Raw genomic sequence first — 14,185 nt, forward strand, 5'->3', positions numbered from 1 at the left:
GTAGTGCGATAGCTGCTCGGCGTCGCTGGCGTAGTAGGCGCCGGGCGCGTCGTAGTGCTGCAGGCTGGATTGCAGGCGGGCACCATCCAGCCCCTGCTCGATCGCGGTCTCGTCGCCGCTGTGGCCGGTGGCCACCGGCTGGTAGTCGTAAGTGGCCAGCGCCACGCTGCCGGGTACGATCTGGCGTGCGCCGTCCCAGCGGGTGAGGCCGTCCTCTTCTTCGGTCGCATCGCTGCGGTGGAAGCGCACGCGGCCAAGGTTGGCCGCAGGCAGGCTGTACGGATCGTCGAAGGCCAGCAGCTTGACCTGCGGTGTATCGCCATCCAGGTGCTCGTAGCGCCAGCTCAAGCCTTCCTCGCGCAGCAGGCGGGTGATGAAATCGTGATCGGATTCGCGGTACTGCAGGCAGTAGCTGCGAGCCGGCAGCGGGCCGGCCAGCGCGAAGTCCAGCTCCTGCACCGCGGCGAACAGCGGGTTGGCCGCCGCGTGCTCGGCAAAGAGCTGCCGCACGATGGCGTCCACAGATACATCCTGGAACACGCGCGAGGTCTGGCGCAGGCACAGCAGCGTGAACGGCGGCTCGACGGTCAACGCGTATTTGGCGAAACCGCCGTCGCTGCCCAGCGTCTCGGCGGCGCTGACCACGCCGCAGCGCAGCGATTCGCGGCCGTCGGCGCCGGCAATGCCGAGCCGCACCGGCAGCCCCAGCAGTGACTTCAATTCGATGCCGTCGTCCGGCGCCAGGCACTCGACACGGAAGCGGTAATCGCCGGCCAGCGCTTCGTCACCGGACAGGCTCAGCGGCAGCAGCGCCTCGCCCCAGCGGCTGCCATCGCCCAGTTGCAGGCTGAGCAGCCGCTGCTCCTGGTTGAAGGCGGAGGCGAAGCTGGCGAGCAGGTCGGGGAGATTCATGGGGATTAGTACGGGTTAACCGTTGAAAGTAACGCGGGCAGCGTGCAGGCGCTGCACGGTGTCGATCTTGAGGACGATGCGCTTGGCGGCAATGCCGTTGTCTACCAGCAGTTTCTTGACGGTTTCTGCCCGAGCACGGGCCGCGGCCGGTGCATTGCCTACTTCACGGCGGTCACAGTAGCCAGTGATGATGATCTGTTTGGCAATGACCAGCGCCGGGGCAAGGGCACGGACCTGCTGTTCGGTGAGGGGGCTCAGCTTGGCGCTCATCTTGTCAAATGGCACCAGTGTCGGGTCGGCGACGACGGCCTTGTTGCCGGTGGCTTCCTGCACTTTTGCGGTAGCCTGCTCCACGCCTTCTGCCACTTTGACGACAATGGCCTTGCTTTCCTGGGCCTGGACAGTGGCTGGGTCGGGGGGCGGCGTTTTGTTCTTGCGGCTATTGGCACAGCCCAGCAGCAGTGCCGTGCTGATGGCCAGAATGGTGAGGCGATAAAACATGATGCATCCCTTCAAGGCCGGAGCCGCGATGGAAAGCGGACTCCGGCCGGCAAAACGGCTTAGGCGATTACTTTATTGGCAGTCAGGTCCCAGCCGGCGCTGACGTTACCGCCACCTGCGCCGTCGGCACGTTTCTGCTGGGTGTAAGTCCACTTGATCTTGCCGTAGCTGAAGCTGACCTTTTCGCTGGGGAAGCCGGCATCGTTGGCGGAACCATTCGGTTCAACTTTGGATACCAGAACCTGCTCCATCTTGATTTCCATGTACTTCACCTTGTCACCGCCGGCACGGCACAGCTCGATGGTGATCTCCTTGATGTGCTTGCCGGTGCAGCATGCCTCGTAGATCTTCGGGCTGGCCTTGTCCAGGAAGTGGGTGATCTCATACTGGCCGTGGTTGACGCGTTCCGCGGTGGCGCCGCCGGCGGTGCTGGCCGTCGCCTGGGCTGGCTGTTCGATCAGGTGGGAAAAAGACTGGATTTCGATCCAGTCCTTGTGTTGGTCATCGGTGCTTTCGCCCGGAATGCCGTCGATTTTCAGAAAGGCGTCAAAAGCCATGTGGTTCTCCTAGGTGACAAAAATGGAAGCGTGGCTTCCGGAATGCATGCTCCGGTCACGCCGGCCGGTGAGGCTGGAGACCGGAGCGTCTCGGCGTTAACCTGCCGGCTGAGGCAGCTCGGCAACCAAACGCAGGGAAATGGTGAGTTCGTCCAGCTGGAAATGCGGACGCAGGAAGGCCGCGGCGCGATAGACACCGGGTTTGCCCGGTACCTCCACCACGTCCACACGCGCCTCGCGCAACGGATATTTGGCCTTGGCTTCCTGGCTGGCGGAGTCGTCCAGCAGCACGTATTGCGCCAGCCAGGTATTCAGGAAGTCCTGCACGTTCTGGCGTGAGGCAAAGCTGCCGATCTTGTCGCGCATGATGGATTTCATGTAGTGCGCAATGCGCGACACCGCAAAGATGTAGGGCAGCTGCGTGGACAGGCGGGCGTTGGCGTTGGCCGCATCGGTGTTGTAGGTCTTGGCTTTTTGTATCGACTGGCCACCAAAGAAGGCGGCGTAGTCGGTGTTCTTGCAGTGCACCAGCGAGATGAAGCCCAGGTCGGACAGCAGCTTTTCGGTACGGTCGGTGACGGCGACTTCGGTCGGGCACTTGAGTGCCACTTCGCCGTCGTCGGTCTTGAAGGTGTGTGCCGGCAGGCCTTCTACCAGGCCGCCACCCTCCACGCCGCGAATGGCGGCCAGCCAGCCGTACTGGGCAAAGGCATCGGTCAGGCGGGCAGCGTAGGCGTAGGCGGCGTTGGTCCACAGGTATTTGTCGTGGTTGCTGCCATCGACGTTTTCCTCGAAGTCGAAGGCCTCTACCGGCACATTGTCACGGCCGTAGGGCAGACGACCGAGGACGTGTGGCAGCACCATGCCGACGTAGCGCGAGTCTTCCGATTCACGGAACGACTTCCATTTGGCATATTCGACGGTGTCAAAAATCTTGGCCAGGTCGCGCGGCTTGCCGATATCGGTGAAGCTTTCCAGGCCGAACAGGCCGGGGGAGGCAGAGGAGATCAGCGGGGCGTGGGCCGATGCGGCCACATGGGACAGCTCGTCCAGCAGGTAGAAGTCCTCAGGGTGACGGGTGAACTCGTAGTCACCCACCAGTGCGGCATAGGGCGCGCCACCAAAGGTGCCGTACTCTTCCTCGTAAATTTTCTTGAACAGGGCGCTCTGGTCGAACTCCGGCGAGGCCTTGAAGTCCTTGACCAGGTCTTTCTTGGAGGCATTGAGCACTTTGATTTTCAGCATGGTGCTGGTTTCGGATTGCATCACTAGATACTTCAATCCGCGCCAGGAGGCTTCCAGTTTCTGGAATTCGGGGTGGTGCATCACTTCGTTGAGCTGGGCTGACAGAATGGCATCCAGTTCGGCAATGCGCGCATCGATGCTGGCACTGAGGTCGCGCGACACCGTGACGCTGCCATCCAGTACCTGGGCGACGAGTTCGCCGATCAGGTCACGGGTATGGCCCTTTTCACTGTCATTGGTGGCGATGCGGCTCTGATCGATGATGCTGTCCAGCAGGCTGCTGGCATCCAGCGCGGCAGGGTTGGCCGCAGTGTCCAGTTGTTGTGCTGTGCTCATGGCTTACTCCCCGGTGTTGTCGCTATGGGCGGATTGACTGATCTGGCGCAGCTTTTCGGTGTCGCGTACCACTTCGTCCAGCAGTTCTTCCAGCTTGTCGTTGCCGGCCAGCTTGTTGCGCAGATCGGCCAGACGGGTACGGGCTTCCAGCAAACGCTTGAGCGGCTCGGCCTGTGCCACCACGTTCTGTGGCTCAAAGTCGCCCAGTTCGTTGAAGTTGAGTTCCATCGCCAGTTGGCTGCCGTCGTCCTGCAGCTTGTTGTCCACCTTGATGGCCAGTCGCGGTGCCATGCCCTTGAGCACTTCGTCAAAGTTGTCACGATCGATCTGGACAAACTTGCGTTCTTTCATTTTGGGCAGCGGGTTTTTGCTGTGGCCGGAGTAGTCGCCCAGCACGCCCAGCACAAACGGCAGTTCCTTGGTTTCAATGGCATCGCCGATCTCGACGTCATAGGTGATCTGTACGCGAGGCGGGCGAACCCGCGACAGTTTTTTCTGGGTGCTTTCTTTGCTCATGGTGTGCTTTCGAAAAGTAGGGGCTGTCAGGGTTTAACGGCGTCAGGCGATGCTGCGGGCAAGGCTGGCGACAAGGTCGCGCAATTGCGCGACGCTGAGATCCGGGTCGTTCAGGCGCCGTCCCAGGATGTAAGTGGCTTCGGCATAGGATTGATGGCGGCGCCACGGCGCCTGTTCATCACCGATATCCACCACGAAGCGCTCGTTCAGCGGCTCTCCCCAGCACTGCGCCACGATGTGGGCATCCGGCGAGCGGGGCTGCAAGGCGAGGTAACGACCATCCGGGCGGTTGATCAGCAGGCACTGGGCTTCGTCGGCACCACTCGCGCTGGCGGCAGCCTGATACAGCGTTAGCCAGGTGGCGGCGGCCAACATGTCCTCGCCATCCGTGGCCGGCAGCGGCAACAGATAGGTCTGCGCGCACAGGCTGTCGCGAAAGCGGTGCTGCAACTGGCTGTGGAAGATGAAGGCCAGCAGGGTAGCTTCCAGGCTGTGGCCGTGCCGACGGCAGATCGCTTCGTCCAGCTGCCGCGCCGCAGTCATGGCCAGATGGTGGGACAGCAGCTGCTCTGCCAGCGCGACATCGTCGCTGGATGCGGCCCCGAATAGGGCCTGCGCTTCCAGAAACTGGCGGCAGGCGACCATTTCCACCGCGTTGTCGATGGCACTGGCCAGCTGGTCCTTCAGTCCGGAAAAGAACAGTTCGCAGGCCAGCAAAAGCACGGCCAGCGGCGGCAGCTCCAGGCTGGCCGGCAGCTGAGTGGCTGCCACCAGTGGGTAGTTACGGCCGCTTTCATCATGGCTGGGCTGAATCACGCCCAGTGACAGCCAGGCGTGGTCCCGGCTGCGCAGCACGAAGCAGGAGCCGGGCATGTCGCGATAACGGCTGATCGCTTCCGTTGTCTGGGAGAGCAGGCTGATGCTGTCTGCCAGTAGTTGATCCAGCTGCGCCGCCGCCGGGTGGGTAGCGTTGAGGCGGATGAAGTCGCCACGACGTGGCAGTTTGCCGAAAATGCAGAACGAGGCTGCAACTTCCTGGGTACGTTTGAAAGTGAAGCTCAAGACCTTGCTCCCCCGATTACAACGTCACGCGCTCGGGCAACGTCAGTTTGTTGAGACGGCTTAACTGCAGCGGATTCACGCCGCTGAGTACCCGGAAATTGGCCCGCACGATCAAGGGCTCACCTTCGGCCTTGCGTAATGACCAGGCCAGCTGGGTGCCATCCGGACCTTCCTGCACGACTTTGGCGCTCGATAGCAGGCGCATCAGTCCCATGCCGCCAGGATGGTTGGCCACCACATTGTTGGCCCCGGTGTAGGACAGTGCCTGGATGCGTGCGCCTGCGGTCTGGCTGCTGCCATTCCAGGTAAAGGGCTGCCAGAGTTGCGGGCCGTTGCGGTAGCGCAGTTCCTGGCCGTCGATGTCGAACACGATTTCCGACAGGCCGGGTGTGGGTTGCGGCTGCAGCTCAAAGCGCAGTCCGTCGCCATCCTGCAACTGGCCGTTGGCCAAGGCGGACAGGCTGCTGACACTGCTGAGGAAGGCCGGGTTGAACTTGATGCCCAGCTCGCCCCAGGCGCGTGGCACCAGTTCGTCGCCGCGCTTTTGCACCAGGCCGGCAAGGTATTTGTTGATGAAGCGGTCCAGGGTGCCGTCATTGGCCTTCAGGAAGCGGTTGATTTCGGCAATCGATGCCGTGCTGCCGGCATCGCTGAAGGGATACTTGGCGGCCAGCTGGCGCCATTGCGGCAACACCTCCGCGGCCCAGGCCTGATTGATGTCGGTGCTGACCGGGCCAAGCAGGGCGCTGTAGGAGTGGCTGAGCGGGCGTACCAGCATCGGCCGTACCATGCCGATGGTCTCGGGAGTGCTTTGCGCCAGCAGCGCGTTGTCGACGTAGGCAATGCTGTCTGCCAGTTCGGAGCCACTGTTGTTGAAGGTGGCCTGCAAGGTGGCACGGGACAGGGCGCCGGGATCGTCCGTGCTGGCAATCGCCCCCAGCTTGGCCTTCAACTTGGCCAACTGGTCGAGGTAGCCGTAGAGCGGGGCGTTCTCCCCCTTGACCAGTTGGGCAACGCCGGCAAATTGTTGGCCTACTTCGCCATAGAGCTTGCCGTTTTGTGCACTATCACTGCTGCCGCCCTTAAGCAGGTTGGCCGTTTTTTCCAGCACCGACTGCTTGGCCGTTTCCAGTGAGCGGTTCAGCTCTGACGGGTTGTCCCACGCCGTTTCCGTGGCGGCCCGCGTCAGGATCAGCTTGATGGGCGAATTTTCCCGGTCTGCCAGACGCGTCATGGCCGACGCGGACTGTGCGGGAGAGGTGAAGTCGCGCACGGTGACGCCCTGCAGGAATTTTTTCCAGCTGGCGCTGTAGGCGGCACGGTACTGGGCTTCCAGGGCGGTACGGTTTTTCTCGTTGTCGCCATCCTTGCCGAGGTTGTCCTGGCTGCTTGCTGCCAACACCCAGTCATCGCTGCGGATTTCCCCCTTGCTGGCCTCCTCTATTGCTCCTTTGACATATTGATCCCATGCTTCACGGGTAAAGGCGCCTTCCACCATCTGGCTGCCTGCCATGATGTCCAGATCGCGGTTGTTGAGAATCCGCGCGACGGTCAGTGGCGAGAAGCGGGTATTGGCACGGGCGCGAATTTCGTTGAAAACACGTTCTTCGGCAGACATGCGTTTGAAAGAGCCGCGCAGTACTTCACGGGCCTGGCTGACCACGCGCAGGTTGGGCGCAATCAATGGCAGATCCGGTGCCTTGACCTGGCTGATGTAGAACGCCAGCAGTTTTTCAGCGACCGCCATGATTTCTTCCGTGCTGTATGAGCCGCGCTGGGCTTCGAGGTAGGGGCGCCAGTAACGTGGCAGCTGGTCCGCCAGATGGGCCGCCTCCATGCGCTGCGGCTGATACAGCATCAGGTAGGTTTTCAGCGCGTTGTAGCTGGCATCCAGCTGTGGCGCTTTGACTGCGGCCGGGGGCGCGGCAGCGGTCCCGGCCGTGGCAGGCAGGGCAGGGGTGACGGCTTGCAATGCGGAAGTGCGCGCGCCGGGGGACCAGCTGGCGTGACGCAAACCGAAGCCGGCTGCTTGCCAGCGGTTGGCTGCCAGCGCTGGCGACGCGCGACGCCACCAGGCTACATGGCGGGTGTGATGGACGCTTGCTGTCAGCACGACCGGGCGTGCCCGGTAGTCATTGGCAATCGCGCCCAGCTGAATGTTGGGCAGCGGTCGGGCTTGCGGCCGTGGCCGGAGCTTGGGCCTGGGTTTGCTTGGTGCCGGTGCGACCGGTTTGGCTTGCTGTGCTTGTACCGCTGGCGGGGGCATGACCGGCGTCGGAGCGTGCGGCTGCTCCAGTGTCTGCAGGGTAGTTTCCAGGTTGCGTTGCACCGGTGTCAGCATCACGGCCTTGATACCGGCAAAGTACTCGCTACGCAGCGCCGTCTCCAGCGGTTCTCCCTGATAAAGGCCGACGCCAATCTGCCAGGGCGCCCCTTCGGTTCGGTAAGCCTGCAGTTGTTCCAGGCGGGTTTGCATCTGCTGCAGTGCGCGCAGCTTGTCGTACAACTGGCTGGATGCGGCCAGCTTGCGGGCGTCTTCCCGTTCCTTGCTGATATCCGCCAGCAATTGTTGGTTGCCGACATAGGACCAACTCCACAGGCCGGCCAGGGTGCACAGCGACAGGATACCGGCGGCCATGGCGGCCATTCGCCAGCGGCTGCCGCCACGACCACTCTGGCGCGAGATCAGATGCTGATCGGGAAACAGGACCTTGCGGAACAGGTCACCAAGGAAAAAGCTGTAAGAAGCTGCGGCCTGTTGCCGGTCACCCTGTGCCGGTGCCAGATCGAACTGGGTCTGCACCCGGCTGGCGGCGACGATACGCGGCGTGCCTTCCTGCAGGGCACTGGTAAAGTAAAAACCGCGCAACAGCGGGCGGGCATGGTAAGGGTCATCCTCGTACAGCAGGCTGACAAACTTCACCACGGCGTCCTTCAGTCCGTGAAATTCGATCGGGAAGGCAAAGTGTGCCGGGCGTACCTGATCGCCACGGTATTGCAGCAATTTCTCCTCACCGGCTTGTACCAGACCGCGATAGAGCAGCTCGAACTGTTGCGAGGCGACGGTGGCGGCATCAAAGCCGTGCCCCTGGTTGGCCGTCAGGGTGCTGCCCCAGACCCGGTCGCGTTCTTCTTCCGGCATATCCTGGAAAAACTCGGCAAAGCCACCAAGCAGGTCAAGCTTGGTGAATACGAGGTAAATCGGGACGTGGAGCCCGAAGGTGCTGCAGACTTCATGAATGCGCTCGCGCACCTGCCTTGCGTACAGGGCAAACCCCTCGCTGTGATGCTGTGCCAGTTCCGGCAGACTGATGGCCACCAGAATGCCGTTGACCGGTGCTTTGGCACGGTGCTTCTTGAGCAGCTTCAGGAAGGCCAGCCACTCGCTTCGATCCTCGCTTTGCGTGGCATAGCGTCCTGCAGTATCCAGCAATACGCCTTCGGTAGAAAAAAACCAGTCGCAGTTACGCGTGCCGCCGACCCCCTGGATGCCGCTCTTGTCGCTGAATGGGAAGCTGAGGCCGGATTGCAGGATGGCAGAGCTTTTGCCGGCGGCGGGATGGCCAATGATCATGTACCAGGGCAGCTCATACAGGGCTGCCGCACCACTGCTGCTGCCCAGCTTGGACTTCTTGAGGGTGTCGATGGCGGCCAGCAGGCGCTGGCGCAACAGGGTCACTTCGGCGCGCTTCTCTGAGCCGGCATGAATCACGGCGTCATCAGCCTGCTGGCGCAACATTTTTTCCAGCAGGCCACCGGCACGTTTTGCCAGCAGCTGGCCGATCAGCAGGCTGACGACCCATAGCAGCATGATTGCGATGATGCAGCCCAGCCGAGCCTCCATGGTCTCCAGCCCCAGCCACTCTCCAAGAAACCAGACCAAGGCGATCAGGATCAGAAACCCGACCGCCGAGGCCACCTTGGCATGTTGTCGCCAACCTTTTTTTAACACCGTGCTTACCTTCCTATTGGTTTATTGCTTGCGAGCCAGCAGCTGCCTTAGCGAGCCGCTGCGCTCAATATGGCCGTAATCCTTGAAGCTCCAGTTACCTCCCCAGGTCAGCGCTGCCGCCGCGGCTTCTTCGCCCAGTGCCTGATACGCCCGCATTGCCCACGGATCGCGTTCGGAAATCACCACCTTGCCGTTTCGTACCGGGGCCAGATCCACCGCCAGCCCATACTGGTGCTTGCTCTGGCCGCCTTTTGCCTTGGTAACCAGTGTGGCCTGGCCTGCCAATGCATCCTGTCGTTCCGGGCTGCGGTAGCCCTCCAGCAGCGTCATCGGGTAACCACGTGCTTCCAGTCTCGCCATGAGACGAAGCACGGTCTGGACGAAGGCCGCATCCAGCTTGTCCCAGTTACGGTCAGCCCGATTCAGCCGGGGTTGTTCGCTAATGGCGTCGCGGAAAGCTTCCGGGGGTAGCGGTGGTGGCGGAGCCAGTTGCTCCTCCTGCAGCGTCAACTTGATGCGCGAACTGTGCTTGTACTCATTGGGTATGAATTCTTCTGTTTTGTGTAAATTACTGAAAAAAAGTGACAAAGCAACCGATGAGGCGGCTAAAGATATCGAAAAAACAGGTAAAAAGGCAATGACAAAGTGTTTTTTTATGATTTCTATAAGTTTTTTTGTGGGCTGCAGCCTTGCTTCATTGGTGACATAGTGCAGACCAGTCTGCCATCCTGTTTGCAGGGGGGACTCAGTTTTTCCATTCTTTGTTGTTATGGTAAGTGATTTATTTATATGTGTTTTTGTGTAAAAAAATCTGAACCCAATCCAGATGATGGTGCAGATCAGCAGCATGGATGCGCCTGGTGCTAGATAAGGTTTCACGTAGTCGAGCCACATCACACTGCCTTTTTTTGATGCGTTTGTAATTAAACGGTTGATTTTAAATAAATATATAAAAATATAGTATTTTGCAATTTTTTGTAGAAAAAATGCTTTTCAATTATAATAGTACTTTGGCATGTTTTCCAAGGGTGTCTACGCAGATGCGACATTGCAGAGCCAGGGGGTGGCTATGGACGAGGTGCCTGGGTTGGGGGCTGTTACCGATGGCATTGCTCGTGTCGGGCTGTGCTGGTGATGGCCCGGTCAGGCTTTCCGGGGATGCCGCTGCGATATTGAATCGCGATAGCCGGGGCAAGCCGTTGTCGGTTGTGGTGCGTGTCTATCAGTTGAAGTCCGATCAGGCGTTCAAGCGTTTAAGCATGGAGGCGCTGGCGTCAGGCAAGCCGGAAAAGGATTTGTTGTCGCCGGATCTGCTGGCGTTGCAGGAGCTCACCCTGTTGCCGGGATCGAAGGCGGAGATTGCCGATTTTTTGGTGCTGCCGGAGTCGACGCACGTTGGACTGGTGGCGTTGTTTCGGCAGCCGGACAGGCAGTTCTGGCGGTTGCTGTTTGATGCCGACGCGGTGCGCAGCAAAGGGCTGCAGTTTCATGCCGAGGATTGTTATCTGCGCGCGCTCAAGCCCGCCGCCAGGCTCATGCCTGGCCAGCCGGGCTCGCTGCAGGTGGAGTGTCGCTAAGAGCCAGGGGCTCTTGGAGTCGTGTGCGTTTTGATGTATTGGCCGCTGGCCAAACGGATTGAGAAAAGATGCAACAAGCGAAACGTGTGCTGTGGGGAGAGGGAATGTTCCTGCGCCCGCAGCATTTTCAGCAGCAAACATTGTTTTTGGAGCAGGATGCGGCCATCCGGCAGCAGCTGTTGTGTCGGCATGCCTGGGGTGTGCAGCAATTGCGGCTGGACGAGTCAGCCCTCAAGGGCGGCCTGGTGAGGCTGGATGCACTGGGTGTGCTGTTTCGGGATGGCGCACTGTACCAGGCGCCGCAGGCAGCGCCGTTACCACTGTCGCGTGACCTGTCGGCGCTGCCACAACTGGGGGTGACAACCACCTTGTATGCCTGTTTGGCGGATTTGCAGCCATACGGCGGCAACACGCTTAGTGGCGAGCAGTCCGGGCGGCCATGCCGTTACCGCAGCGGCGGCGAGGAGCTTGCCGATCTGTACACGCAGGCATTGCCAGCGGAAGTCGCGGTGCTGGAGCCGGATGTGCGGCTGATGCTCGAAGAAGAAAATCGCGATGGTTACGATGCGATCGCACTGTGCCGGCTGCAGAAAGATGCGACCGGACAGTGGGTGGTAGCGGAGGATTATCTGCCGCCGATGCTGACCATCGCGGCAGCCGGGGCGTTGCCGCAGTTGCTGCGTCGCCTGCTTGATATCTTGCTGGTGAAAAGCCAGGCCCTGGCCGGCGCCCAGCGCGAAAAAGCCAAAAGCGTCATGGAGTATGGTTCCAGCGATATCAGTGCTTTCTGGTTGCTGCATACCGTCAACCGCAACTTTGCCCGCCTGCGCCACTTGTCGCTAAGCAACCCGCTGCATCCGGAGGCGCTGTACATGGCGCTGGCAGAGTTCTGCGGCGAACTGCAAACCTTTTCTACCCGTTTTGCGCTGGCGGATATCCCGGCTTATCGCCATGAGGACCTGTACACGGTATTTGCAGCTCTGGACTTGCAGATACGCGAGCTGCTGGAGACGGTGATTTCGGCACGCTATGCGGTCATCCCCTTGCATTCCCCCAAACCTTCTTTCTACATCGGACGACTGGAGAGCGATCGCCTGCTGGAAAACGTCGATTTCTACCTGTCGGTGCAAAGCGAGCAGCCGGCCAGTCAGGTGCTGGACAACGTGCCACTCAAGCTCAAAATCGGCGCGCCGGACGATGTCGAGAAGATCCTCAACTCCGCCATGCGTGGCGTGGCGTTGAGCCATGCCGCGCAAACACCGTCTGCCGTGCCGGTGCGGGTGGGCAATCACTACTTTGCCTTGCAGCCGCATGGCGACATCTTCGCCCGCATGCTGCAGTCACGCAGCATCTGCATCTATGTTCCGCAGACCTTGTCCGGTTTGAATCTGGAACTGATTGCCGTTTTCCGTTGAGGCCAACATGAGTCAAGCCACTGTTACCGAAACTGCCGTACCAACCGAGTCAGCTATCACCGTCAGCAGCACGGGACCCAGCATGCGCGAAATGCTGGAAGACGGCGTTTATCTGTTGTTCCTGTTGAAGGACGGCAATGCGCCGGGCAGCAGCGTGGAATTCAATCGCCGTGTCGATCAGTTCCTGCAGCAGTACGAGCGCAATGCCCGCAACTTCGGCAAGTCGGCAGATGCCATTGGCCAGGCAAAGTATGCTTTTTGCGCATTGCTGGACGAAATCATCCTGTCGTCGGATTTTCCTTTGCGCGATGAGTGGGAGCGTATGCCGCTGCAATTGCGCCTGTTCGGTGACCACCTGGCGGGAGAGGGCTTCTTTAGCCGGCTGGAGCAGTTGCGACTCGATCCGGTACGTCATATCGAAGCCCTGGAGGTGTACTACACCTGCCTGTTGCTGGGTTTTCAGGGGCGCTATCTGCTGGAGGGTGAAGAAAAGCTGGGCTATCTCAAGCACAAGCTGGGGCAGGAAATTCAGCAAGTCCGCGGCGGCAAGGCTGACTTTGCGCCCAATTGGCAATTGCCGCAGCGCTTCCAGGCCTTCGTGCGGCACGAGTTGCCGATGTGGCTGTATTTTGCCTTGCTGGCAGTCGCTGCGGCGGCAATCTGGGGTTCCTACCACTGGTTGCTGGGGCAGCAACTGGCCGAGCTGTTCGGGATCTAGAGCATGAGCGGCTTGCGACATACCCAGATACTGCCATCCGTGCTGGATCGCCTGCTGGATGACCAGCCTGATCTCAGCCATGGCAGCGAGCAGCTGCTTTTCGAGTTGCCGCAATTTCGCCGTTCCCTGGCGCGCGACCTGGAGGCGCTGCTCAATACCAGAATCATGGCGCAGCCGGAACTGTATGCCGCCCATCCTCTGGCGGATGACAGCATGTTGCAGTTCGGTATTCCCGATCTCAGCGGCATCAGCCTGCTGAATCCGGATGATCGCGAATTGCTGCGCGAACAGCTACGCCGCGCCATTGAGGTTCACGAGCCCCGCCTGTCCCGAGTACGGGTGAATCTGGATGCGCCGCGCGAGCTGGAGCGGCACCTGCGCTTCCGGGTAGATGCCGTGCTGAAAGTGCATCCGCACCGCCCGCCGGTCAGCTTTGACGCCACGCTGCAACTGTCTTCCAACGTTTACAAGGTGCAGGGTTGATGAACCTCCTCGACCTGCTCGCCAGCTTCGCCTCCGCCTTCAACCAGGACCAGCGCCTGCTCAGCCTGCAACTGGGCGACGGCAGCCGCTGGGGCGAGGCGCTGTTGCCGCTGAGCCTGTCCGGCGACGAGGCGCTGGCCGGCGACTACCGCTTCCGCGTCGAGTGCCTGGCGCCGGACGACGGCATCGAGCTGAAGTCGCTGCTCGGCCTGCCGGTGCGGCTCGGCATTGCCGGCGCCGACGGCCGCGAATCGCTGCGCTGCGGCGTGGTCAGCGCCGCCGAGACGCTGGGCAGCGACGGCGGTTTCGCCAAATACGCGTTGACCGTCGAGCCGCCGTTCACGCTGCTGCGCCTGCGCCAGACCTCGCGCGTGTTCCAGGACCTGTCGGTGGACGCCATCGTGCGCCAGCTCTTTGCCGAGCACGCCTCCGCCAACCCGCTGTTTGCCGCGGTGCAGAGCCTGGACTTCATGCTGGCCGGCGCGCTGCCCAATCGCAGCTACTGCCTGCAGTACCGCGAATCGGACCACGACTTCATCTGTCGCCTGCTGCGCGAAGAAGGGCTGTCCTGGCGCTACGAGCACCTGGACGGTGATACGCCGCAGGTGCGGCTGCTGGCCTTCGACGATCCGTACAGCCTGCCGGCGGCCAACCTTGACCGCGTGCGTTTCCACCGCAGCGATGCGACGGAAGAGGAGGATGGCCTCACCCGCTGGGACGGCGCGCGACAGATCGTGTCCGGCAGCGTGGCGCTGGCGACCTACGACTACCAGCCGGTGGCCACCGGCCACAGCGGCGACGAGACCGCCGTCGAGCAGGGGCTGGATGGTGCCCGCCTGCAATCCAGCCTGCAGCACTACGACGCCCCCGGCGCCTACTACGCCAGCGATGCCGAGCAGCTGAGCCACTAT

General features: G+C 61.2%; 13 protein-coding genes. 5 read left to right on the forward strand and 8 right to left on the reverse strand.

The features are described 5' to 3' along the window. From ACG97_RS16230 to ACG97_RS18095, 8 genes are all read right to left on the reverse strand, one after another. Positions 1–912: type VI secretion system Vgr family protein (locus tag ACG97_RS16230; RefSeq protein WP_047968426.1), on the reverse strand; the 912-nt coding region annotated here is incomplete at its 3' end. A gap of 15 nt (positions 913–927) precedes the next feature. Next, positions 928–1,413 (reverse strand): OmpA family protein, encoded by a 486-nt coding sequence (locus tag ACG97_RS16235; protein WP_047968427.1) that lies wholly within the window; start codon positions 1,411–1,413, stop codon positions 928–930. A gap of 59 nt (positions 1,414–1,472) precedes the next feature. After that, on the reverse strand, positions 1,473–1,970 hold the full coding sequence (locus ACG97_RS16240; RefSeq protein ID WP_047968428.1) for a type VI secretion system tube protein Hcp: 498 nt from the start codon (positions 1,968–1,970) through the stop codon (positions 1,473–1,475). Positions 1,971–2,066: 96 nt separating this feature from the next. After that, positions 2,067–3,551: a type VI secretion system contractile sheath large subunit gene (gene tssC, locus ACG97_RS16245; RefSeq protein ID WP_047968429.1), complete on the reverse strand. Its 1,485-nt coding sequence runs from the start codon at positions 3,549–3,551 to the stop codon at positions 2,067–2,069. Between the two features lie 3 nt (positions 3,552–3,554). After that, positions 3,555–4,067 carry a type VI secretion system contractile sheath small subunit gene (gene tssB, locus ACG97_RS16250; protein ID WP_047968430.1) on the reverse strand — a complete coding sequence of 171 codons (513 nt, stop codon included), beginning with the start codon at positions 4,065–4,067 and terminating at the stop codon, positions 3,555–3,557. Positions 4,068–4,109: 42 nt separating this feature from the next. Then, positions 4,110–5,129 carry a type VI secretion system-associated protein TagF gene (tagF, locus tag ACG97_RS16255; protein ID WP_047968431.1) on the reverse strand — a complete coding sequence of 340 codons (1,020 nt, stop codon included), beginning with the start codon at positions 5,127–5,129 and terminating at the stop codon, positions 4,110–4,112. A gap of 16 nt (positions 5,130–5,145) precedes the next feature. Next, positions 5,146–9,081, reverse strand: a complete 3,936-nt coding sequence (tssM, locus tag ACG97_RS16260; RefSeq protein ID WP_047968432.1) for a type VI secretion system membrane subunit TssM — start codon at positions 9,079–9,081, stop codon at positions 5,146–5,148. Positions 9,082–9,102: 21 nt separating this feature from the next. Next, positions 9,103–9,975 carry a M15 family metallopeptidase gene (locus tag ACG97_RS18095; protein WP_238377376.1) on the reverse strand — a complete coding sequence of 291 codons (873 nt, stop codon included), beginning with the start codon at positions 9,973–9,975 and terminating at the stop codon, positions 9,103–9,105. Between the two features lie 209 nt (positions 9,976–10,184). On the opposite strand from ACG97_RS18095, the gene tssJ reads away from it, so the two are divergent. The 5 genes from tssJ to ACG97_RS16290 form a co-directional block, all read left to right on the forward strand. Further along, positions 10,185–10,658, forward strand: coding sequence for a type VI secretion system lipoprotein TssJ (gene tssJ / locus ACG97_RS16270; RefSeq protein WP_238377377.1), 474 nt, complete (start codon positions 10,185–10,187; stop codon positions 10,656–10,658). 68 nt (positions 10,659–10,726) lie between these two features. Continuing rightward, positions 10,727–12,073 (forward strand): type VI secretion system baseplate subunit TssK, encoded by a 1,347-nt coding sequence (tssK, locus tag ACG97_RS16275; protein ID WP_047968435.1) that lies wholly within the window; start codon positions 10,727–10,729, stop codon positions 12,071–12,073. An 82-nt stretch (positions 12,074–12,155) separates the two neighbouring features. Next, positions 12,156–12,791: a type IVB secretion system protein IcmH/DotU gene (icmH, locus tag ACG97_RS16280; RefSeq protein ID WP_238377378.1), complete on the forward strand. Its 636-nt coding sequence runs from the start codon at positions 12,156–12,158 to the stop codon at positions 12,789–12,791. Between the two features lie 3 nt (positions 12,792–12,794). Next, on the forward strand, positions 12,795–13,274 hold the full coding sequence (tssE, locus tag ACG97_RS16285) for a type VI secretion system baseplate subunit TssE (protein ID WP_047968437.1): 480 nt from the start codon (positions 12,795–12,797) through the stop codon (positions 13,272–13,274). Beyond that, positions 13,274–14,185 (forward strand): type VI secretion system Vgr family protein (locus ACG97_RS16290; protein ID WP_047968438.1); only part of this gene is annotated, 912 nt, incomplete at its 3' end. The genes tssE and ACG97_RS16290, both read left to right, overlap by 1 nt.

Origin of the sequence: Vogesella sp. EB, assembly GCF_001037925.1 — a bacterium.
GTDB classification, from domain to species: Bacteria; Pseudomonadota; Gammaproteobacteria; order Burkholderiales; family Chromobacteriaceae; genus Vogesella; species Vogesella indigofera.

Excerpts from the sequence above, each read along its gene's own strand:
- tssK (WP_047968435.1), top strand. The coding sequence starts at position 10,727 with ATGCAACAAGCGAAACGTGTGCTGTGGGGAGAGGGAATGTTCCTGCGC.
- tssJ (WP_238377377.1), top strand. The coding sequence starts at position 10,185 with ATGGCATTGCTCGTGTCGGGCTGTGCTGGTGATGGCCCGGTCAGGCTT.
- tssE (WP_047968437.1), top strand. The coding sequence starts at position 12,795 with ATGAGCGGCTTGCGACATACCCAGATACTGCCATCCGTGCTGGATCGC.
- ACG97_RS16235 (WP_047968427.1), bottom strand. The coding sequence starts at position 1,413 with ATGTTTTATCGCCTCACCATTCTGGCCATCAGCACGGCACTGCTGCTG.
- ACG97_RS18095 (WP_238377376.1), bottom strand. The coding sequence starts at position 9,975 with ATGTGGCTCGACTACGTGAAACCTTATCTAGCACCAGGCGCATCCATG.
- tssC (WP_047968429.1), bottom strand. The coding sequence starts at position 3,551 with ATGAGCACAGCACAACAACTGGACACTGCGGCCAACCCTGCCGCGCTG.
- tssB (WP_047968430.1), bottom strand. The coding sequence starts at position 4,067 with ATGAGCAAAGAAAGCACCCAGAAAAAACTGTCGCGGGTTCGCCCGCCT.
- icmH (WP_238377378.1), top strand. The coding sequence starts at position 12,156 with ATGCGCGAAATGCTGGAAGACGGCGTTTATCTGTTGTTCCTGTTGAAG.
- ACG97_RS16240 (WP_047968428.1), bottom strand. The coding sequence starts at position 1,970 with ATGGCTTTTGACGCCTTTCTGAAAATCGACGGCATTCCGGGCGAAAGC.